We start from the raw sequence: 21,398 nt of genomic DNA on the forward strand, positions 1-21,398 counted from the left end.
GAGGCGCCTAGACATCGGACACCCCCGCCGCGGCGTTGCCCAAGCGCCAGAAGCGGCTGGCGGTTCGGGCGAAACCTTGTTCGAGGGACAGAAGGCACAGCGGGGACGTCACGGCAGCCTTTCGTCCGGAGACGTGTGGATGGCCGTGGGGGCGTCCCACGAGACAAGGGACCTTGCGCGCCGCCGGGGACCAGTCGTCGAGAAGGGGCGCGGCGGCAAGGATGTGACCCGGGGGCAAGCCGTGATCGCGAAGGTGGCAAAGGTCGCGCAGGAGGTCGGAAATTTGCTCGATCTCGGTGTCGAGCTGGTCCCGCCACCCATGGGCGGTCAGAAGGATGGTCATGGGGTGTGCTCTCGCTTTGGCCGCTCGCGGCGGCGCGGTACCGACGGGGGTGGGCGTCAGTTGGCGAGGCATATCCGTGCCGTGGGGTTGGCTAGACCCGGCGTCGCTCGGTGCCGCAGGACCCGGCCAGGTGTCGGTCCCCTGTGCGGCGCCTGCGGGGCGCTTGCCTCCGCCAAGCCTGCCTTCGGAACGAACCGCACGGTCAGTCCACCTCGGCCGCCAGGCGGCCAACCCTGAGGCGGAACTCGTCGGCGAACGCGTCCACGCGCTCCCTGGCCGACGGCATCTCGGTGATTGCGTAGGGCAGCCGCCTGAAGACGCCGACCTGGGTCGCGGCATAGGCGGACCATGCCGCGGCCTGCCAGACGAGCACGCTGCCGTCGCCCTCGAGGTGCCAGTCCTGTACGTAGGCTGCAAGCGCGGCTTCCGCGGCAACGGCATGCGCGGCGTCGATGTCGCCCAGCAGTGCGGCGTAGATCACGCAGCGGAGGCGAATGCTACCGTCGGCGTCCGCTTCGGACGACAGGCGGCATGCCCGCAGCGCACTCAGGATGGCGGCGTCGTCCGCCTCACCGTCCTGCTTGCCGACGCGAGATGCCTCCGCAAGCCGGCGCAGCGAAGCTGCGGCCTCCTCGTCCGTCAGCTCTACAAAGGCGCTATCCACGAATCCTACGATGTCGCGCCTGATGTCGTTCCCGAGGAGCGGATGGCCGCGCAGGAGCTCGTCGGCGGACGGAAGGCGTGCCCCGAGCGAAGTCTCCCGACGGTTCGCCTCGTCCGCATGGCGCGCGGACCTCCGGTCGCGGCGTGCCTGGGCCATTCCAAGGATCTCTTCGTGAATGGATGGGACTGGGGGCACGTCACCGACCTCCGCTCGCGCGCCCCGCCGCGGACGGGGTCGTCCCCCGCGAATCGGCGACGCCGTCGTTCGATGGCGATTCCTTACGATGTGGAGGCGAGAAATGCAACGGACTGCACTCTCACGCTAATGGACTGCACCTCAAGTGCAACCGAGCGCAGGACCGCCCTAATTGTTGACAAGGACGACACATGGGCGATGCTCAGGCGCAGATGCCCTTCGATCCGAACCTTCTCCAAGCCGCTCGGCTGCTGGCCAAACTCTCCCTCGACGAGTTGGCGGAACGGTCCCAGGTGTCGCGCCGCTCGCTCCTGAACTTGGAGGCGGGCAATCCCGACTGCCTGCTCTCCACGTTGGAGATCTTGAAGGAGGTCTTGGAGGAGGAGGGCGTGATCTTCTTGGGGGAGACGGAGTCGCACGGTCCCGGCGTTCGCGTCTCTCGCGAAACCGGTATGGATTGGACGCGGAAACGAGCTGACCAGCGCCGCAGCCGGATGAACCAAGCCGAACCCGAAACCTGATAGCGGTCCGCCCGCCACCTCCGTTCGAGAGCAGCCTGATCCAACTGGACTCCATGTTCGGCGCGCGGCACGTCCTGCGTCCGGTCGTGACGACTGCGGATGGGACGGGAGGTCAGCACCTTGGCTTCACGATGATGGCAGGGGCATGCCGGCCACGCTCGGGGCCGCAAGGAGGACTGAGCCTGAATCCTCGACCGCGGCTAGCGTCCGGAGGCCGGGGCCGGCGCGGGAGGAACGGGCAGGCATCCGCCATGCTCCGTTCGGATGCCCGCACTGCCCACTGGCGGGCACGCGGGCGTTGGTCAGGGGCGCCCGATGGGACAACAACCGGGCGAAGCGCATACCGGTCGCCGCCCGAGCCGAACGTGCACCGCCGCCGATGGCGCGCATGTCGCACGTTACGGGTCGTAAGCGGAGGTGACCGGGATCCTCGCGCCGGCGCCTGGTTCGGCTTTCCTAGAGCCCCAGCGAGAGCTGCGGGCCATCATCCGTCACGGCCTCGTCGGCCTCGGTGTTGAGACCCGAAAGGGACACGCCGAGGAGACGGACGGGCCTCGGCATGGGGAAAAGACCCGCGAGCAGCTCTCCGCTGATCCGGGCGATGCCGTCCCTACCCTGGACCTCGTCCTGCACCGACCGGCTTCGCGTGATCTGCTGGAAGTCCTGGTACTTGACCTTCAGGGTGACGGTACGACCGCGTATCCCGGTCCTCGCGCAATGGTTCCATACCTTGTCGATGATTGGAGCCAGGACTTCCGTCATCTCCTCGTAGGAGGAGAGGTCACGCTCGAAGGTGTTCTCGGCGCCGACGGACTTCCTGATGCGATCCGGGCGGACCGGCCGATCATCGATGCCTCGGGCGATCCAATAGTAGTGGCTCCCCGACTTGCCGAAGTTTTGTCGAAGGGCTTCAATTGACATGGCCCGTAGATCTAAGCCAGTGAAGATTCCGAGGCGATTCATCTTCTCCTCGGTCTTCTGTCCGATGCCATGAAACTTCCCGACCCGGAGACCCGCAACGAAAGACGGAGCCATATCTGGCGTGATCACGAACTGGCCATTCGGCTTGTTCTGATCGGATGCCATCTTGCTCAAGAATTTATTCACGCTGATACCAGCGGATGCTGTCAGGCTGGTTTCCTCCCAGATGCGAGTCCGTATCTCCCTCGCGATCTGGGTGGCGTACTCTACACCCTTCAGGTTTTCGGTGACGTCGAGGTACGCTTCGTCAAGCGACAACGGCTCGATCAAGGACGTGTACTCGGAGAAGATCGCCCTGATCTGGAGCGAGACCTCCTTGTACACGTCGAAGCGCGGCTTCACGAACACGAGCTCGGGGCACGAGCGCTTTGCGGAGACTGACGGCATGGCAGAGTGAACCCCGAAGCGCCTCGCCTCGTAGCTTGCCGCCGCGACCACGCCTCGTTCCCGCGATCCGCCGACAGCGACGGGTCGGCCGCGCAGCTCGGGGTTGTCCCTTTGCTCCACGCTTGCATAGAAAGCGTCCATGTCGACATGGATGACTTTGCGCTGACGCGTCGGCTTAAGGGGCGCATCCGACGAGAGTGCGGCCTGCGTATGGTCCGGGTCGGTGGCAGGCATTGCTGGACCTCGCGTCCCCCCAGGTTTGGGCTTCCCCACGTGCTCCATGTTCACGAAATGTACTCTACGGACGAACGTGGCTCAATCGGGGCCAGTCACGCGATCCACAACTGATTGGGTGTTGGTCGAAGGCTCCCCCATCGGTGCGTACTCCCAGATTACGCCGTGGCCCGCTGAATTTAGTTTACGTTTTTTCGTAAACTGTCCGAAAAACCCGAACGATCTCAATGGTCTCTCTCTCAGTTGACAGCCGAACCTACTTATAAAAGTTCCTCGCCAAGCTCGCCTCCGACCATCGCAAGCCCGACGGGCTCTTCGTGGTGACGCCCGCGATGGGCGCGGCCTTCGTGGAAACGCTGCCCGTCGGCCGCTTCCACGGCGTCGGCCCGGCGACCGTCGCCAAGATGGAGCGGCTCGGCATCCACACGGGCGCCGACCTCAAGGCGCAGTCCCTCGCCTTCCTGCAGGAGCGCTTCGGCAAGATCGGCCCCTACTATTACGGCATCTCGCGCGGCATCGACGAGCGTCCGGTGCGCGCCAACCGCATCCGAAAGTCGGTCGGGGCCGAGAACACGTTCTCCGCCGATCTTCATACGCCGGACGCGATGCGCGAGGCGCTGGGGCCAATCATCGACAAGGTCTGGCGGCATTGCGAGGGGGCAGGAACGCGGGGGCGGACCGTGACGCTGAAGGTCAAGTATGCCGACTTCCGCCAGATCACCCGCGCCCTGTCGTCCGCCGCGCCCGTTGGCTCGCGTGCCGAGATCGAGCGGGCGGCCTTTCGCCTGATCGACGATCTGCCGGCCGATCCACGCGGTGTCCGCCTTCTCGGCGTGACGCTTTCGGCGCTGACCAACGAAACCATGTCGGCCCCACCGCCCGTCCAGTTCGCGCTGCCGCTGTGACCGGCGGCTGACGGTCGCAGGTCCTGATCTATCTTTCGAAGGCCAATCAGGGAGCGCGGGCATGGATACGTTCGACACGATCGGTTTTCTCGGCTTCGACGTCTTCGGCACCGTGGTCGACTGGCGCACGAGCGTCGCGCGCAGGGCCGAACCGTTTCTCCGGCGTCATGGGATCGACGTCGATCCCTCACGCTTCGCCGACGAATGGCGGGCGGAGTACCAGCCTTCCATGGAACGGGTGCGGTCAGGCGAGCGCGCGTTCGTGCGGCTCGACATCCTGAACCGCGAGAACTTAGGACGCGTCCTCCTGCGCCATGGCGTCGAACCCGCAGCCCTGCCCGACAGCGAACTGGCCGACCTCAACCGCGCGTGGGAGCGGCTCGATCCATGGCCGGACAGCGTCGAAGGGCTGGCACGCCTCAAGCGTCGTTTCGCGATCGGCCCGATCTCCAACAGCCATATCGCAGGCATGATGAACCTCGCGCGTTTCGGCGGCCTGCCGTGGGACGTGATCGTCGGGGCCGAGATCGCGCAGACCTACAAGCCGCGGCCGGAAACCTACCTGCGCTCCATCGAAGCCGTCGGCCTGCCGCCCGAACGCGCCGCCATGGTCGCCGCCCACAACGACGACCTCGCAGCCGCCAGCGCCCTCGGCCTTCGCACCGTCTTCATCTGCCGACCGCGCGAGCACGGCTCCGAACAAGCGACCGATCTCGAGCCCGCGCGAGACTGGGACGTGGTGGCGGAGGATCTCGTGGATGCCGCAAGGCAACTGGGATGCTAGACCGCCCCGCCGCGCCTCTTTCTTCCGACCCGGACCCCACGATGAGCGTCACGATCTACCACAACCCCGCCTGCGGCACGTCCCGCAACGTTCTGGAGATGATCCGCCAATCGGGTGAGGATCCGACGGTGATCGAGTACCTGAAGACGCCGCCGAGCCGCGAGCGTCTCGTCGAACTGATCGGCGCGATGGGTCTGGGCCCACGTGAGCTCCTGCGCGAGAAGGGCACGCCCTATGCCGAACTCGGCCTCGACGATCCCGCGCTCTCCGACGATGCGATCCTCGACGCCATGATGGCGCACCCGATCCTGATCAACCGTCCGATCGTCGTGACGGCCAAGGGCACGGCCCTATGCCGCCCGTCGGAACGTGTGCTGGAGCTCCTGGAGCGTCCTGTGGCGTGCTTCCGCAAGGAGGACGGCGAAATGGTCGGCCCAACCGCCTGAAACGTTCGGCTTCAAGGCACGATGTTGGAGCCGCGGATCGCTTCGCACACGGCGTCCGTCACCTCCTTCGTCGTGGCCGTGCCGCCGACGTCCGGCGTCATCACGCCACCGCCCGTCACCGTCTCGACGGCATGCATCAGGCGCCGGGCGGCCTGCGGCTGTCCGAGATGCTCCAGCATCTGCGCCGCCGTCCAGAAGGTCGCGACGGGATTGGCGATGCCCTTGCCGGTGATGTCGAAGGCCGAACCGTGGATCGGCTCGAACATGGAGGGGAAGCGCCGCTCCGGGTCGATGTTGGCCGTCGGCGCGACCCCGAGACTTCCGGCCAGCGCACCGGCGAGGTCCGAGAGGATGTCGGCATGGAGGTTGGTTGCGACGATCGTGTCGAGGCTTTGCGGCTTGAGCGTCATCCGCACCGTCATCGCGTCGACCAGCATCTTGTCCCAGGTCACATCGGGAAATTCGACCGACACCTCCGCCGCGATCTCGTCCCACATCACCAGGCCGAAGCGCTGGGCGTTGGACTTCGTCACGACAGTCAGGAGTTTGCGCGGGCGCGACTGCGCGAGGCGGAAGGCATAGCGCATGATCCGGGTGACGCCGACGCGCGTGAAGATCGCGACCTCGGTCGCGACCTCCTCCGGCAGGCCGCGATGGGCACGCCCGCCGTGGCCGGAATATTCGCCTTCCGAGTTCTCCCGCACGATCACCCAGTCGAGGTCGCCGGGCTTCACGCCGGCGAGCGGCGAGACGATGCCGGGCAGGAGCTTGGTCGGGCGCACGTTGGCGTACTGGTCGAAGCCTTGGCAGATCGGCAGACGCAGCCCCCACAGCGTGACGTGATCGGGCACATCGGGCGCGCCCACGGCGCCGAAGAAGATGGCGTCGAAACCCTTCAGCTGCTCGGTGCCGTCCGCCGGCATCATGACGCTGTGCTTCCGGTAGTAGTCCGACCCCCAGTCGAACTGCGTCACGTCCAGCCTGAAGCCACCGCCGCGCCGCTCTAGCGCCTCCAGCGCCTGAAGGCCAGCGGCGATGACCTCCGGCCCGATGCCGTCGGCGGGAATGGCGGCGATCCTGTAGGTCTGCATGGCGGCGTCATCCTCCTGGCGTCGCGAACCGGCTTACGGGGTTTCGGCCGCCGGATGAAGTCGCACGCGCTGCGCAGCTCCCGCCCCGCCCTCGACCTTTTCCCCACCCGCGCCAATTTCGGCAGCGATCAACTATGGGTGATGGCGCGTGGCAGACGGTTCGAAGACGGTGGTCTACGCGGCATTGGCGGGCAACGCGCTCATCGCCGCGACGAAGTTCGCCGCCGCCTTCTTCACCGGTTCGTCGGCGATGCTCAGCGAGGGTGTGCATTCCCTTGTCGACACCGGCAACGAGGTGCTCCTCCTTTATGGCATGCGTCGCGCGGGCCGCCCGCCGGACCGCACGCATCCGCTCGGCCACGGACGCGAGCTCTATTTCTGGAGCTTCATCGTCGCCCTTCTCGTCTTCGCGCTCGGCGCCGGCGTGTCGATCTACCAGGGCATCCACCACATCATGGAGCCCGAGCCGATCGACAATGTCGGCTGGAACTACGGGGTGCTCGCGGCGTCGTTCCTCTTCGAAGGCTTCTCCTGGGTCGTAGCGCTCCGCGAATTCCGAGAGCAGAAGGGATCGGCCGGCTATGTCGAGGCGATCACGCGCAGCAAGGACCCGACGACCTTCACGGTGCTTCTCGAGGACAGCGCGGCGCTGATCGGCCTTGCTATCGCGTTTGTCGGTATCTTTCTCGCGCAAGCGCTCGGACGACCGGAGCTCGATGGCGTGGCCTCGGTCGGCATCGGCATCGTGCTGGCGGGCGTCGCGATCTTCCTCGCCCGCGAGAGCAAGGGCCTGCTGATCGGCGAGCCGGCGCTACCGGCCGTGCAGGCCGCGATCCTCAAGACGGCGGAGGCGGACCCGGCGATCCAGAAGGCGAACGGCGTGATCACCACCCAGCTCGGGCCGCGCCAGATCGTGGTCGCGCTCAGCGTCGAGTTCGAGGATCACATGACCGCGCCCGAGATCGAAACCTGCGTCCAGCGGTTGGAGGCGCGCGTGAAGGCCGAACTGCCCGACGTGACCACCGTCTTCGTCAAGCCGCAGACGGCCGGCACCTGGGCGAAGCGCGCCAGCGCGATCCGGTGACGCGGACGCGCCCCGTCATTCGAATTCGAGGATGACGAAGTCGGCGGGCAGGCTGTCGCCGACCGCCGCGTGCACCGCGCCGATCGTCGCGGCCTTCGGCGCCCTGAGGTTGTTCTCCATCTTCATCGCCTCGATGGTGCCCAGCACCTGCCCCGCTTCCACACGATCTCCCCGCTTCACACCGAGCCGCGTCAGGAGGCCCGGCATCGGGCAGATCAAAAGGCGCGACAGGTCCGGCGGCTCCTTGTGGAGCATGTGGCGAGACAGTTCGAACACCCGCGGCAGGGAAACGCGAACCTCGTGGGTCGCGCCGCGCGTCGTCATGCGCGCGCCCGTCAGGGTCGGCCGGATGCGCAGCGACAGGTCCTCGCCCTCGAACCGCAATCGCGCCATCGCCTCGCCGAACCGCCAGTCGAGGGCGACCGGCACGGGTCCGGATCCATCGATCGAGACACGACGCTCGCCGCCTTCGCCGGAGACGACGACCTCGAAACGTTGGTCGCCGAGTTGCGCGATGCGCGCGGCATTCGGCCGGATCGGCGGCCCGAGCTGACCGTCGATCCGGGCATCGCGATCGGCCCGGAGAACCGAGACGAGAACGCCGGCCACCGCAAGCTTTCGCGCCAGCGCCGCGTCCGGTTCGGTGCCGGTGAAGCCTTCAGGATACTCCTCCGCGATGAAGCCGGTGGTAAGGTGCCCGTCGCGAAATCGCGGGTGCTGCATGATTGCGGAGAGGAAATCGATGTTGTTGCCGAGGCCGCTCAGCTCGAAGCGGTCGAGCGCCTCGACCTGACGGTTGATGGCTTCGCCCCGCGTCGAACCGTGGGTCACGAGCTTGGCGATCATCGGGTCGTAGAACATCGAGACCTCGCTGCCCTCGGCGACGCCGTCGTCGACGCGAACGCCGTCGCGGGACGCCGGCGGGCGATAGCGGGTCAGGCGGCCGGTCGACGGCAGGAAACCGCGATACGGGTCTTCCGCATAGATGCGGGTCTCGATCGACCAGCCATCGAGGCGAACGTCGTCCTGACCGATCCGCAGCGGCTCGCCCGCCGCGACCCGGATCATTTCCTCGACGAGATCGAGCTCGGTGACCATCTCGGTCACCGGATGCTCCACCTGAAGACGCGTGTTCATCTCCAGGAAATAGAAACTCTTTCCCGTCGGATCGGCGCCGGAGACGATGAGCTCGACCGTACCCGCCGAATGGTAGCCGACGGCCTTGGCGAGCGCGACGGCCTGTTCGCCCATCGCCTGCCGCATCTCGGGCGTGACGAAGGGCGACGGCGCTTCCTCGACCACCTTCTGGTGCCGCCGCTGGATCGAGCACTCGCGCTCGCCGAGGTAGAGGACGGTACCATGCTTGTCGCCGAGCACCTGGATCTCGATGTGGCGGGGACTCTCGATGAACTTCTCGATGAAGACGCGGTCGTCGCCGAAGCTCGCCAGCCCCTCACGCCTGACCGCCTCGAAGCCCTCGCGCACGTCGCCCTCGCCCCAAGCGAGCCGCATACCCTTGCCGCCGCCGCCGGCAGAAGCCTTCATCATCACGGGAAAGCCGATCTCGGACGCGATCCGCACGGCATCGTCCGTGCTCTCGATCTCGCCGAGAAAGCCGGGAACGACGTTGACGCCGGCCGCCTTCGCCAGCTTCTTGGACTGGATCTTGTCGCCCATCGCCGCGATGGCGCCGGGCGGCGGGCCGACGAAGGCGATGCCGGCGTCCTCGCAGGCGCGCGCGAAGCTCTCGCGCTCCGAGAGGAAGCCGTAGCCGGGGTGAATGCAGTCGGCGCCGGTCGCCTTCGCGGCCTCGAGAATGAGGTCGGCGCGCAGGTAGCTTTCCGCCGCGGGCGCCGGCCCGAGGCGCACGGCCTCGTCCGCCATACGAACATGCGGGCTCAGCGCGTCGGCATCGGAATAGACGGCGACGGTCGCGATGCCCATCCGCTTGGCGGTGCGTATGATGCGGCAGGCGATCTCGCCTCGATTGGCGATCAGGATCTTACGGAACACGGGGGACGCTTTCATTCTGCGGCGCTGCGATCGCCGGTGTCGCCGACCGGCGGCATGTTGTGGCCGAGGAGGCGCAGCACTTCGGCCGCCGCCTCCACGAGATTGGTGCCGGGCCCGAAGATCGCATGGACACCGGCGCGGCGAAGCGCGTCGTAGTCCTGCGCCGGGATGACGCCGCCGGCCACGATCTTGATGTCGGAGCGGCCGAGTTCGCCGAGGCGCGCGATCAGGTCCGGGATCAGCGTCTTGTGGCCGGCCGCCAGTGACGAGGCGCCGACGATATCGACCTCGCGCTCCACCGCGAGAGCCGCGGCCTCGTCCGGCGTCTGGAACAGGGGGCCCGGCACGATCTCGAAGCCGAGATCGCCGAACATCGAGGACACGAGGTTGGCGCCGCGATCGTGCCCGTCCTGCCCCATCTTGGCGACCAGCATGCGCGGCCGACGCCCGAGGCGCCGCTCCGTCGCCGCCACGGCGTCCGTCAGACGCGTCCAGCGGGGATCGTCGGCGTAGGCTCCGCCATAGACGCCGCTGACCGGCCGAGGCTGCGTATCGAAACGGCCGAAGACGTCTTCCATCGCCGCCGAGATCTCGCCGAGCGTCGCACGGGCTCTCGCGCATGCCACGGCCAGCTCGAGGAGGTTGCCGCGGCCGGCAGCTCCTTGGCGCAGGGCATCCAGCGCGGCCCTGACGGCCTCGGCGTCGCGCTCGGCCTTGACCCTTTCGATCCGCGCGACCTGCGCCTCGCGGACGGCATGGTTGTCGACGTCGAGAATCTCGATCGGCGCCTCGGCCTCCAGCCGGTAGCGATTGACGCCGACGATCACGTCCTCGCCGCGGTCGACCCGCGCGGCCTTGGCCGCCGCGGCTTCCTCGATCATCGCCTTCGGCCAGCCGGCCGCAACGGCCTTGGCCATCCCGCCCTCAGCACGGATGCGCTCGATGAGCGCCCAAGCCCCGTCCACCAAGGCCTTGGTCAGGCTCTCGACGTAGTAGGAGCCACCGAGCGGATCGACCACCCGGGTCATGCCCGTCTCCTCCTGGAGGACGAGCTGCGTGTTGCGCGCGATGCGGGCGGAGAAGTCGGTCGGCAGCGCGATCGCCTCGTCCAGCGCATTGGTGTGAAGCGACTGCGTGCCGCCGAGCATCGCCGCCATGGCCTCGATCGTGGTGCGCATGACGTTGTTATAGGGGTCCTGCTCGGTCAGCGAGACGCCGCTCGTCTGGCAGTGGGTGCGCAGCATCTTGGAGCGCTCGTCCTTCGCCCCGAGCTCCGTCATCGCCCGGTGCCAGAGGACGCGCGCGGCGCGCAGCTTGGCGACCTCCATGAAGAAGTTCATGCCGATGGCGAAGAAGAAGGACAGGCGCCCGGCGAACTTGTCGATGTCGAGGCCGGACGCCACGCCGTAGCGCACATATTCCATGCCGTCGGCGATGGTGAAGGCGAGCTCCTGGAGCTGCGTCGCCCCCGCCTCCTGCATGTGGTAGCCGGAGATCGAGATCGAGTTGAACTTCGGCATCTCGGCGCTGGTATAGGCGAAGATGTCCGAGACGATCCGCATCGAGGGCTCGGGCGGATAGATATACGTGTTTCGGACCATGAACTCCTTGAGGATGTCGTTCTGGATGGTCCCGTCAAGCCGGTTGCGGGGCACCCCCTGCTCCTCGCCGGCGACGATGAAGAAGGCGAGGACCGGGATCACCGCCCCGTTCATGGTCATCGACACCGACATCTCGCTCAAGGGGATGCCGTCGAAGAGGATCTTCATGTCCTCGACGGTGTCGATCGCGACGCCCGCCTTGCCGACGTCGCCGACGACGCGGGGGTGATCCGAATCGTAGCCGCGATGGGTGGCGAGGTCGAAGGCGACCGACAGGCCCTTCTGGCCCGCCGCGAGATTGCGGCGATAGAAGGCGTTGGACTCTTCGGCGGTCGAAAACCCGGCATATTGCCTGATCGTCCAGGGGCGCCCGGCATACATCGAAGCGCGCACGCCGCGTGTGAAAGGCGCGAAGCCCGGCAGGCCGGGATCCCAGCTGGCGACGTCCTCGGCGGTGTAGAGAGGCTTGACCGTGATCCCCTCGGGCGTCTCCCAGTCGAGATCGCGGCCCTTCACCTCGCGCGCCGCCAGCGCGTCCCAGTCCCGCAGCGAAGGCCGCTCAGTGTCCGCCATCGGGGGCCTCCATGAGTTCGATCAGAACGCCGCCCATGTCGCGCGGGTGCAGGAAGACGATCCGCGTCCCGTGGGCGCCGATGCGCGGGGGTCCGAGCGCGCGGACGCCTCGGGATGCAAGGTCCGCGATTGCGGCATCGAGATCGGCGACCTCGAAACAGAGATGGTGCTGCCCGCCGGCCGGATTGCGCTGGAGAAAACCGGCGACCGGCGAGGCGTCGTCCAGCGGTTCGATGAGTTCGACCTGCGTGTTCCCGGCGTCGACGAAGCAGACCTTCACGCCCTGCTCGGGCAGATCGAAGGGCGTGCCGACCGCCTCCGTGCCGAACAGCGCAGCGTAGTGCTCGCCCGCGCGCGCGATCGAGGGGGTCGCCACCCCGACATGGTTCAAGCGTCCGAACATCGCGGGGCCTCCCGTCCCTCTGTCGTTCATAGCGGAATGTTGTCGTGCTTCTTCCAGGGATTTTGCAGCTGCTTGCCCCGCAGCTTGCGCAGGCCCAGCGCCACGCGCCGCCGGGTGGAATGCGGCATGATCACCTCGTCGACGAACCCCTTGGACGCCGCGACGAACGGGTTGGCGAAGCGGCTCTCGTATTCCGCCGTACGGGTCGCGATCTCCTCGGCGCTCCGGCCGCGGAAGATGATCTCGACCGCGCCCTTCGCGCCCATCACCGCGATCTCGGCGGTCGGCCAGGCGTAGTTCAGGTCACCGCGCAGATGCTTGGACGCCATCACGTCGTAGGCGCCGCCATAGGCCTTGCGGGTGATGACCGTGATCTTCGGCACCGTCGCCTCGGAATAGGCGAAAAGCAGCTTCGCCCCGTGCTTGATGATGCCGTTATGCTCCTGCGCGACGCCCGGCAGGAAGCCCGGCACGTCGACGAAGGTGACGATCGGGATCTCGAAGGCGTCGCAGAAGCGCACGAAGCGCGCCGCCTTCTTCGAGGCCGCGATGTCGAGGCAGCCCGCGAGGACCATCGGCTGGTTGGCCACGAGCCCGATCGTGCGCCCTTCGATGCGCCCGAACCCGACGATGATGTTGCCCGCATGGTTCGGCTGGATTTCGAAGAACTCGCCCTCGTCGACGACTTTTGAGACCAGCTCGTGCATATCGTAGGGCTGGTTGGCGCTCGGCGGGATCAGTGTGTCGAGGCTCGGCTCCAGACGGTCGAACGGGTCGGGGCTCGGGCGCTCGGGCACCCCCGTCCGGTTCGAGGCGGGCAGGAAACCCATGAAGTCGCGCGCGGCGAGCAGCACCTCGATGTCGTTCTCGAAGGCGCAGTCGGCGACCGAGGATTTCGTCGTGTGCGTCACCGCGCCGCCGAGGTCCTCCTGGCTCACCACCTCGTTGGTCACCGTCTTCACCACGTCCGGGCCGGTGACGAACATGTAGCTGGAATCCTTCACCATGAAGATGAAGTCGGTCATCGCCGGGGAATAGACCGCGCCGCCCGCGCACGGCCCCATCACGAGGCTGAGCTGCGGCACGACGCCGGACGCCAGCACGTTGCGCTGGAACACCTCGGCATAGCCGCCGAGCGAGGCGACACCCTCCTGGATGCGGGCGCCGCCCGAATCGTTCAGCCCGATCACCGGCGCGCCGACCTTCAGCGCCATGTCCATGATCTTGCAAATCTTGGCTGCGTGGCGCTCCGAGAGCGAACCGCCGAACACCGTGAAGTCCTGGCTGAAGACGAAGACGAGCCGGCCGTTGATGGTCCCAGAGCCCGTGACCACACCGTCGCCGGGCACGATCTGCGTTTCCATGCCGAAGTCGGTGCAGTTGTGCTCGACGAACATGTCGAGTTCCTCGAACGAACCTTCGTCGAGCAGCACGTCGAGGCGTTCGCGAGCCGTGAGCTTGCCCTTGCCGTGCTGCGCGGCGACACGCCGTTCGCCGCCGCCTTCGCGCGCGGCTGCGCGGCGGCGTTCGAGTTCCTCAATCGTCGACGACATGCACGGCCTCCCTTTGCCGGTGCAGGATGGAGGAAGGGACAGGCCCGCTGCAACCACCGTCTCACGACGAGCGGAAGCTTTCGCAGATTCCAGCATCCGAGGCGTCGACCCTGCAACGCGCGACGAAGCGCCACGCTGCTCATGTTCGGTCCGGCTCGGTCGGCATCGCAACGCAGGGGCAGCGCGAAGGGTGCCGTGTCCCGGTTCATCAGCGTTTGCAGGCGCTTGACCGCGACCTCACGAGCCCCCGAAGGCGGCCGGCCGAGCGCCCCCGTCTCTCGATGTCGTATGCGGAAGCCGGATGACGTTGCGCACGTTGCCGGTAGCCGGCGGCGCAATCTGGATTAGTTACAAACTACAGCGGCGCCAGCGCATCACCGTCCGGGTGGAGCGCGATGGCATCGATCCCTTGCGTTCAGAACCCCGATCCGCCGACCGGCAACGGCGAATCGCGTTGGGTCTCCCGTTGCGCCCCACCGAAGAGCCTTGCGAGCCATGTCGAGATTTCCCGACCTTGAACTGAACCGGCGGCAGCTGATGTCCGGCGCGACGGCGACTGCCGCACTCGGCGCCCTGCCCGCCTCCGCGCTGGCGCAGTCGTCCGCGACGGGCGGCACGGCTGCGGACGCCGCAGTCACGGCGCCCGTCGCCTTCACCGTCAATGGCGAACGGCGCGAACTCGACCTCGATCTGCGCACCACGCTTCTCGATGCGTTGCGCGAGCACATCAAGCTCACCGGCACGAAGAAGGGCTGCGACCACGGTCAGTGCGGCGCCTGCACGGTGATGGTCAATGGCCGGCGCATCAACGCCTGCCTGACGCTCGCGGTGCTGCACGAGGGCGACGAGATCACGACGATTGAGGGCCTCGGGACCCCCGACAACCTGCACCCGATGCAGGAGGCCTTCCTGAAGCACGACGGCTACCAGTGCGGCTACTGCACGCCGGGGCAGATCTGCTCTGCGGTCGGCGTCCTCGAAGAGGTCAAGGCCGGCATCCCGAGCCATGTGACCGCCGACCTCAACGGGGCGATGGAAGCCACGAACGAAGAGATGCGCGAGCGCATGAGCGGCAACATCTGCCGCTGCGGCGCCTATTCCAACATCGCCGACGCCATGGCCGAAGTCGCCGGGAGGCCCGCATGAAGTCCTTCACCTTCGAGCGCGCCAACTCGCCGGCGGAAGCCGCCAAGGCTGCGGCGGCCCGGCCTGACGCGAAGTTCATCGCTGGCGGCACCAATCTCCTCGACCTGATGAAGCTTGAGATCGAGGCGCCACGCCATCTCATCGACGTCAACCGGCTCGGCCTCGACACGATCGAGGCGACCGAGGACGGCGGCCTTCGCATCGGCGCGCTCGTGCGCAACACCGACATGGCCGCCGACCAGCGCATCCGCCGCGACTACGGCGTCCTGACGCGGGCGGTGGTGGCGGGCGCGTCCGGCCAGCTGCGCAACAAGGCGACGACGGCCGGCAACCTCCTCCAGCGCACGCGCTGCCCCTACTTCTACGACACCAACATGGCCTGCAACAAACGCCAGCCGGGCGCCGGCTGCGCCGCGATCGAGGGCTATTCGCGCCTTCTCGGCGTCGTCGGCGTCAGCGACGCCTGCATCGCCACCAACCCGTCCGACATGAACGTCGCGCTCAGCGTCCTCGACGCCTCGGTCGAGACCGTGAAGCCGGACGGGGCGACGCGCACCATTGCATTCGCCGACTTCCATCGACTGCCAGGCGACACGCCGGAGGTCGAGACCGCGCTGGAGGCGGGCGAGTTCGTCACTGCCGTCACCCTGCCCGCGCCACTCGGCGGCAAGCACATCTACCGCAAGGTTCGCGACCGCGCGTCCTATGCCTTCGCCGTCGTCTCGGTCGCGGCGGTGATCCAGCCGGACGGCACGGGCCGCGTGGCGATCGGCGGTGTCGCGCCGCGGCCCTGGCGCGTCGCGGAAGCCGACGCGCAGTTGCGCGAGGGCGCCAAGCCAGCCGCCGCGCGGCTCTTCGCCGATGCCAGGACCACCGAGCACAACGCCTTCAAGATTCCGCTGACCGAGCGAACTCTCGGCGCCGTGCTGACCGAAGCGAGGAGCTGATCCGATGAAGTTCGACACCCCCGCCGGCACCAACCCGATCGACCGGGAACGCGTCGTCGGCCAGCCGCACGAGCGCATCGATGGGCGCCTGAAGGTGACGGGCACCGCGCCCTACGCCTACGAGCACCACGACGTCGCCGAGAACGTCGCCTACGGTTACGTCGTGGGCTCCGCCATCGCCAAGGGACGCATCACGCGACTCGACTCGACGGCCGCCCGGCGCGCGCCGGGCGTAGTCGCGATCGTCACCCACGAGAACGCCGGAGAACTCGGCAAGGGCGACAAGAACACCGCAAAGCTCCTCGGCGGGCCCGAGGTGCAGCACTACCACCAGGCCGTCGCGGTCGTCGTCGCCGACACGTTCGAGCAGGCGCGCGCCGCGGCCATGATGCTCGATATCGCCTATGAGAGCGCCGACGGCGCCTTCGACCTCGCGGCCGCCAAGGACACCGCGCCCGACGCGCCGTCGACCGAAGAGTCGCCGACCCAGACCGGCGTGGGCGATTTCGCGAGCGCCTTCGCCTCAGCGCCCGTCAAGTTCGAACAGAGCTACACGACGCCCGACCAGAGTCACGCGATGATGGAGCCGCACGCTTCGCTGGCCGAGTGGAACGGCGACAGCGTCACCGTCTGGACCTCCAACCAGATGATCGCTTGGGGCTCGGCCGATCTTGCCAAGACGCTGAAGATCGCGCCGGAGAAGGTGCGCATCGTCTCGCCCTTCATCGGCGGCGGCTTCGGCGGCAAGCTGTTCCTGCGGGCGGATGCCGTGATGGCGGCGCTCGGCGCGAAGGCGGCGGGGCGGCCGGTGAAGGTCGCGCTATCCCGGCCGATGATGGCCAACAACACGACGCACCGCCCCGCCACGATCCAGCGCGTGCGCATCGGCGCGGAGCGCGACGGCAAGATCACCGCGATCGCGCATGAGAGCTGGTCGGGCGATCTGGAGGGCGGCCAGCCCGAGGTCGCCACGCAGCAGACGCGGCTTCTCTATGCCGGCGCCAACCGGATGACGTCGCTGAAACTCGCCGTCCTCGACCTGCCGGAGGGCAACGCCATGCGCGCGCCCGGCGAAGCGCCGGGCCTGATGGCGCTGGAGGTTGCGATGGACGAGCTCGCCGAGCAGCTCGGCCAGGATCCCGTCCAGTTCCGCATCCTGAACGACACGCAGGTCGACCCCGAGGATCCCTCGCGCCCCTTCTCGCAGCGCCGTCTCGCGGACTGCTTTCGGCAGGGCGCCGAGAAGTTCGGTTGGAGCGCGCGCAATGCCCGGCCCGCGCAGGTGCGCGACGGTCGCTGGATGGTCGGCATGGGCGTCGCCTCGGCCTTCCGCAACAACATGAACATGGACTCCGGTGCCCGCGCCCGCCTCGGCCGCGACGGCGTGGTGACGGTCGAGACCGACATGACCGACATCGGCACCGGCTCCTACACGATCATCGCCCAGACGGCAGCCGAGATGCTGGGCCTGCCGCTCGACAAGGTGCAGGTCACGCTCGGCGACTCGATGTTCCCGGTTTCCGCCGGGTCCGGCGGCCAGTGGGGTGCCAACTCCTCGACCGCCGGCGTCTACGCTGCCTGCGTCAAGCTGCGCGAGGCGATCGCGGACAAGCTCGGTCTCGACCCGGCTTCGGCCGAGTTCGTGGACGGCATGGTGCGCGCGGGCGATAGGCAGGTGCCGCTCGCCGAGGCGGCTGCCGGCGGCGAGATCGTTGCCGAGGACAAGATCGAGTTCTCGAAGGAGATGATGAAGGAGAAGCAGCAGTCGACCTTCGGCGCTCATTTCGTGGAAGTCGGAGTCGACATGGCGACGGCCGAGGTCCGCGTGCGCCGCATGCTTGCGGTCTGCGCGGCCGGGCGCATCCTCAATCCTCTCACCGCCCGCAGCCAGGTCATCGGCGGCATGACAATGGGCGTCGGCGGCGCGCTGATGGAGGATCTCGTCGTCGACAAGCGGCACGGTCTCTTCATCAACCACGATCTCGCCGGCTACGAGGTGCCGGTTCATGCCGACATTCCGCATCAAGAGGTCGTGTTCCTCGACGAGACCGACCCCGACGTCTCGCCGATGAAGGCGAAGGGTGTCGGCGAACTCGGGCTCTGCGGCGTCTCGGCGGCGATCGCCAACGCCATTCACAACGCCACCGGCGTGCGGGTTCGCGACTACCCGATCACTCTGGACAAGCTGATCGAGGATCTGCCGGACGTCGCCTGATCGAAAACCGATGGCGGACGCCAAGACCTCACGGTCCCGCTTCCGCCGTCGCAATGTTTGATCCCGCCGACGCTTTCGGGCGGGACGCGGCGGGCGGAGCGCCCTACAACCGGAAGGGTCCCAGACGATCCCGATTCCTTCCCGTTCCGCTTCCTTGTCCGATACCGCTCCGCTCCTTCGCCCGTTCCGCAGCGCCGACTTCCGCCTCCTCTGGTCCGCGGTTCTCGCCTCCAACCTCGGCGGGCTGATTCAGGCGGTCGGCGCCGGGTGGATGATGGCGAGCATCGCGACGTCGGACGACATGGTCGCGCTGGTGCAGACCGCGACCACGCTGCCGATCATGATCTTCTCGCTGGCGGCTGGGGCTCTCGCCGACAGCTACGACCGGCGACGGGTGATGCTGGTCGCGCAGAGCCTGATGATGGGGGCGTCGGTCGCACTGGCCGCGCTCACCATCCAAGGCTGGATGACGCCTTGGCTGCTCCTCTTCTTCACCTTCCTGATCGGCTGCGGCACGGCGCTCCACAACCCGTCCTGGCAGGCCTCCATCGGCGATCTCGTCAGCCGATCCGACATCCCGTCGGCCGTGACGCTGAACAGCATGGCCTTCAACCTGATGCGCAGCATCGGTCCGGCCATCGGCGGCCTGATCGTCGCATCGGTCGGCGCAGCGGGCGCCTTCGCCTTGAACGCGGTCAGCTACGTTCCCCTGATCGCGGCGCTCGGCCGGTGGGGCTACCGGCGCCAGCCCTCGACGCTGCCGCGCGAGACATTTCGTCATGCGATGTCGGCGGGCCTTCGCTTCGTCGCGATGTCGCCGAACCTTCTCACCGTGATCGGCCGGGCCTTCCTGTTCGGTGTCGGCGCGGTGTCCGTTCTGGCGCTGCTGCCGCTCGTCGCGCGCGACCTCGTCGCCGGCAATGCGGCGACCTTCGGCCTCCTCCTCGGCTGCTTCGGTGTGGGCGCGATCGGTGGCGCGCTGCTCTCGACGCGGCTGCGCAGCGCATTGTCGAGCGAGATGATCGCGCGGATCGGCTTCCTCACATTCGCGCTGAGCGCCGTGGTGGTGGCATGGAGCCGCCAGACTTGGCTGACGGGCCTCGCGCTGATGCCCGCCGGCGCCGCCTGGGTGCTTACGCTCTCCCTCTTCAACGTGACGGTCCAGTTGTCGACGCCGCGCTGGGTGGTCGGCCGCGCGCTGTCGATCTATCAGACAGCGACCTTCGGCGGCATGGCGCTCGGCAGCTGGATCTGGGGCCTCATCGCGGATGCCTACGACCCCTCGTCCGCGCTCCTCGCATCAAGCGCGGTTCTCGCGACGGGCGCCGCGGTCGGCCTGCGCTTCGGCATCCCCGCGCTCGTCGCGCTCGACCTCGACCCGCTGGACCGGTTCAAGGAGCCGGAACTGCGCCTGGACCTTCGCTCGCGCAGCGGCCCGATCATGGTGCTGGTCGACTACGAGATCGCGGCCGAAGACGTGCAGGCCTTTCTCGCCGTCATGGCGGAGCGACGGCGCGTGCGCATCCGTGACGGCGCCCGGCAATGGTCGCTGCTGCGCGATCTTGAGAACCCGGAAATCTGGACCGAGACGTACCATGTGCCGACCTGGGTCGAGTACGTCCGACACAACACGCGGCGCACCAAGGCCGACGCCGACGTTTACGATCGCCTGCTGGCTCTCCACCGGGGCGCGAGCCGGCCGCGCGTCCACCGCATGATCGAGCGGCAGACGGTTCCAGTGATGGACGACACGCCGCTGAAGCCGCACCCCGAGGTGCCCTGAGACGTCGTCCGCCGCCGGACTAGCGCGGCGCCTTGCCCGGTGCCGGCCCCGCCAGCACTTTCCGGCGCGCGGCGGCCTTGCGGGTGTCGCGCTCGATCCGGGCGTCGCGGTCTCGCTCGGCTTGAAGGCGCGCGGCTTTCAGGCGCTGCGTCTTCTCCTGCGTCGTCTCGGTCTTGTCGTCCGCACTCATCGTTCACCTCGCTTCGCCGAACCGCCCGCGGCTTTAGCACGGGCAATGGAGCGGACGGAGCGTGACGACGTTGATCGACCATGGAAGATGATTTCGCGCCGACCCATCGCACCATCCATTGCAACGGTCTGCGCCTTCACGTGGTGCAGGCAGGGCCGGCGAGCGGACCGCCGGTCGTTCTCCTGCACGGCTTTCCCGATTTCTGGATCGGCTGGCGTCCGCAGATGAAGGCGCTGGCGGAAGCCGGCTTTCGCGTCATCGTGCCCGACCAGCGTGGGTATAATCTCAGCGACAAGCCGAAGGGCGTCGGCGCCTATGCGTTGCCGAAGCTTGTCGGCGACGTCCTCGCCCTCTCGGACGCGCTGGGCCACGAACGCTTCGACCTCGTCGGCCATGATTGGGGCGGCATCGTCGCCTGGACACTCGCCGCCAAGGCGCCGCATCGGCTCCGGCGGCTGGCGATCCTCAACGCCCCGCATCCGGAAGCGCTGTTTCCCCATGCCCTGCGATCCCCGACGCAGTTCCTGCGCAGTGGATATGCCGCATTCTTCCAGTTTCCGCTTCTGCCCGAGGCGGTGCTCGGCGCGCGCCGTTTCGCCGTGATGGTGCGCGCCCTTCGCCAAACCGGTCGGCCCGACGCCTTTACGTCCGCCGACCTCGATCTTTATCGAGAGGCCTGGAGCCGCCCTGGCGCGCTGACCGGAATGCTGAACTGGTATCGTGCGCTCCGCCTGCGACCGCGCGTGCAGGAACGCATCACCGTTCCGACGCTGATTCTTTGGGGTCTGCAGGATACCGCTCTGGAGCGTGGGCTCGCCGACCGGAGCCTGCGCTTCTGCGACAATAGGCGACTTGAGACCTTTCGGGACGCAACGCACTGGCTGCATCGCGAGGAGCCCGGACGCGTCAACGCGGCGCTTCTGTCGTTCCTGAAGTCCTGAAACCCTATCCCGCGATCCGCTGCGCCATCGCCTCGACCGTTCGGATGAGGGAAGCGGGAGGGTAGGGTTTGGCGAAGAACAGACCGTCCCGCGGAAGCTCCTCCGGCGAAACCTTGACGTGCCCGGATGCCACAATGATCGACATCGGCGGCCAGCGGTTGCGAACGGCGTGGGCGAGCTTCAGCCCGTCCATGGACCCCGGCATGTCGACGTCGGTGAAGAGGATGCGGATATCGTCGTGGCGCTCAAGCAGGCGGATCGCCTCGTCCGCGCTGGTCGCCCCGTAGGCCTTGAAACCGGCGTCCTCCACCATGTCCATCGCATCGAGGAGGAGAAGCGGCTCGTCCTCGACCACGAGGATGCCGATGCGGGATCTGTCGAACGGAATGGTCATGCGA

The 21,398-nt window shown here is 67.6% G+C and carries 19 protein-coding genes and 1 pseudogene; 10 read left to right on the top strand and 10 right to left on the bottom strand.

Features of this window, described 5'->3' with window-relative positions; translation table 11 throughout:
• Window positions 1-7 precede the first annotated feature (7 nt).
• Both BM175_RS00695 and BM175_RS00700 read right to left on the bottom strand, forming a co-directional pair.
• Window positions 8-343 carry a hypothetical protein gene (locus tag BM175_RS00695; protein WP_061934917.1) on the bottom strand — a complete coding sequence of 112 codons (336 nt, stop codon included), beginning with the start codon at window positions 341-343 and terminating at the stop codon, window positions 8-10.
• A gap of 202 nt (window positions 344-545) precedes the next feature.
• Entirely contained in the window at window positions 546-1,163 is a 618-nt protein-coding gene (locus BM175_RS00700) for a hypothetical protein (protein ID WP_061934919.1), read from the bottom strand.
• A 230-nt stretch (window positions 1,164-1,393) separates the two neighbouring features.
• On the opposite strand from BM175_RS00700, the gene BM175_RS00705 reads away from it, so the two are divergent.
• On the top strand, window positions 1,394-1,723 hold the full coding sequence (locus tag BM175_RS00705; protein WP_061934921.1) for a helix-turn-helix domain-containing protein: 330 nt from the start codon (window positions 1,394-1,396) through the stop codon (window positions 1,721-1,723).
• A gap of 456 nt (window positions 1,724-2,179) precedes the next feature.
• Here BM175_RS00705 and dinB read toward each other — a convergent pair whose 3' ends face one another.
• Window positions 2,180-3,325, bottom strand: a complete 1,146-nt coding sequence (gene dinB / locus BM175_RS00710; RefSeq protein ID WP_061934923.1) for a DNA polymerase IV — start codon at window positions 3,323-3,325, stop codon at window positions 2,180-2,182.
• A gap of 266 nt (window positions 3,326-3,591) precedes the next feature.
• On the opposite strand from dinB, the pseudogene BM175_RS00715 reads away from it, so the two are divergent.
• The 3 genes and pseudogenes from BM175_RS00715 to arsC form a co-directional block, all read left to right on the top strand.
• Window positions 3,592-4,230: pseudogene (locus BM175_RS00715) on the top strand (DinB/UmuC family translesion DNA polymerase); the annotation flags it as partial.
• A gap of 61 nt (window positions 4,231-4,291) precedes the next feature.
• Window positions 4,292-5,014, top strand: a complete 723-nt coding sequence (locus BM175_RS00720) for a haloacid dehalogenase type II (protein ID WP_090958042.1) — start codon at window positions 4,292-4,294, stop codon at window positions 5,012-5,014.
• 41 nt (window positions 5,015-5,055) lie between these two features.
• Window positions 5,056-5,460, top strand: a complete 405-nt coding sequence (gene arsC, locus BM175_RS00725; RefSeq protein WP_090958044.1) for an arsenate reductase (glutaredoxin) — start codon at window positions 5,056-5,058, stop codon at window positions 5,458-5,460.
• A gap of 11 nt (window positions 5,461-5,471) precedes the next feature.
• On the opposite strand, the gene BM175_RS00730 is transcribed toward arsC, so the two are convergent.
• On the bottom strand, window positions 5,472-6,551 hold the full coding sequence (locus BM175_RS00730; protein ID WP_090958046.1) for a tartrate dehydrogenase: 1,080 nt from the start codon (window positions 6,549-6,551) through the stop codon (window positions 5,472-5,474).
• A 148-nt stretch (window positions 6,552-6,699) separates the two neighbouring features.
• On the opposite strand from BM175_RS00730, the gene BM175_RS00735 reads away from it, so the two are divergent.
• A complete protein-coding gene (locus tag BM175_RS00735; RefSeq protein ID WP_090958048.1) occupies window positions 6,700-7,635 on the top strand; it encodes a cation diffusion facilitator family transporter in 936 nt (311 codons plus the stop codon).
• Between the two features lie 15 nt (window positions 7,636-7,650).
• On the opposite strand, the gene BM175_RS00740 is transcribed toward BM175_RS00735, so the two are convergent.
• The 4 genes from BM175_RS00740 to BM175_RS00755 are packed head-to-tail and all read right to left on the bottom strand — an operon-like array spanning window position 7,651 to window position 13,778.
• The gene (locus BM175_RS00740) at window positions 7,651-9,648 is read right to left on the bottom strand and encodes an acetyl-CoA carboxylase biotin carboxylase subunit (protein ID WP_090958050.1); all 1,998 of its coding nucleotides are present in this window, start codon (window positions 9,646-9,648) and stop codon (window positions 7,651-7,653) included.
• 11 nt (window positions 9,649-9,659) lie between these two features.
• Window positions 9,660-11,822: a methylmalonyl-CoA mutase gene (scpA, locus tag BM175_RS00745; protein ID WP_090958052.1), complete on the bottom strand. Its 2,163-nt coding sequence runs from the start codon at window positions 11,820-11,822 to the stop codon at window positions 9,660-9,662.
• Entirely contained in the window at window positions 11,809-12,225 is a 417-nt protein-coding gene (gene mce, locus BM175_RS00750) for a methylmalonyl-CoA epimerase (protein ID WP_090958053.1), read from the bottom strand. The genes scpA and mce overlap by 14 nt, the downstream gene beginning before the upstream one ends.
• Before the next feature lie 26 nt (window positions 12,226-12,251).
• Entirely contained in the window at window positions 12,252-13,778 is a 1,527-nt protein-coding gene (locus BM175_RS00755) for an acyl-CoA carboxylase subunit beta (RefSeq protein WP_090958055.1), read from the bottom strand.
• A 495-nt stretch (window positions 13,779-14,273) separates the two neighbouring features.
• Here BM175_RS00755 and paoA point away from each other — a divergent pair, with 495 nt between their 5' ends.
• From paoA to BM175_RS00775, 4 genes are all read left to right on the top strand, one after another.
• A complete protein-coding gene (gene paoA, locus BM175_RS00760) occupies window positions 14,274-14,924 on the top strand; it encodes an aldehyde dehydrogenase iron-sulfur subunit PaoA (protein WP_090958058.1) in 651 nt (216 codons plus the stop codon).
• The gene (locus tag BM175_RS00765) at window positions 14,921-15,871 is read left to right on the top strand and encodes an FAD binding domain-containing protein (protein WP_090958060.1); all 951 of its coding nucleotides are present in this window, start codon (window positions 14,921-14,923) and stop codon (window positions 15,869-15,871) included. Before paoA ends, BM175_RS00765 begins: the two co-directional genes overlap by 4 nt.
• A gap of 4 nt (window positions 15,872-15,875) precedes the next feature.
• Complete coding sequence (gene paoC / locus BM175_RS00770) at window positions 15,876-18,086, top strand: aldehyde oxidoreductase molybdenum-binding subunit PaoC (RefSeq protein ID WP_090958062.1); 2,211 nt, start codon at window positions 15,876-15,878, stop codon at window positions 18,084-18,086.
• 154 nt (window positions 18,087-18,240) lie between these two features.
• Window positions 18,241-19,869 (top strand): MFS transporter, encoded by a 1,629-nt coding sequence (locus BM175_RS00775; RefSeq protein WP_090958064.1) that lies wholly within the window; start codon window positions 18,241-18,243, stop codon window positions 19,867-19,869.
• Window positions 19,870-19,888: 19 nt separating this feature from the next.
• Here the strand turns inward: BM175_RS00775 and BM175_RS22600 are convergent, their stop codons facing one another.
• Window positions 19,889-20,059 (bottom strand): hypothetical protein, encoded by a 171-nt coding sequence (locus BM175_RS22600; RefSeq protein ID WP_175526714.1) that lies wholly within the window; start codon window positions 20,057-20,059, stop codon window positions 19,889-19,891.
• An 80-nt stretch (window positions 20,060-20,139) separates the two neighbouring features.
• On the opposite strand from BM175_RS22600, the gene BM175_RS00780 reads away from it, so the two are divergent.
• A complete protein-coding gene (locus tag BM175_RS00780) occupies window positions 20,140-21,000 on the top strand; it encodes an alpha/beta fold hydrolase (protein ID WP_090958066.1) in 861 nt (286 codons plus the stop codon).
• A gap of 4 nt (window positions 21,001-21,004) precedes the next feature.
• Here BM175_RS00780 and BM175_RS00785 read toward each other — a convergent pair whose 3' ends face one another.
• Window positions 21,005-21,394 carry a response regulator gene (locus BM175_RS00785; RefSeq protein WP_090958068.1) on the bottom strand — a complete coding sequence of 130 codons (390 nt, stop codon included), beginning with the start codon at window positions 21,392-21,394 and terminating at the stop codon, window positions 21,005-21,007.
• Window positions 21,395-21,398: the final 4 nt, after the last annotated feature.

The sequence above is a fragment of the Aureimonas phyllosphaerae genome (genome assembly GCF_900113065.1).
Lineage (GTDB): Bacteria > Pseudomonadota > Alphaproteobacteria > Rhizobiales > Rhizobiaceae > Aureimonas > Aureimonas phyllosphaerae.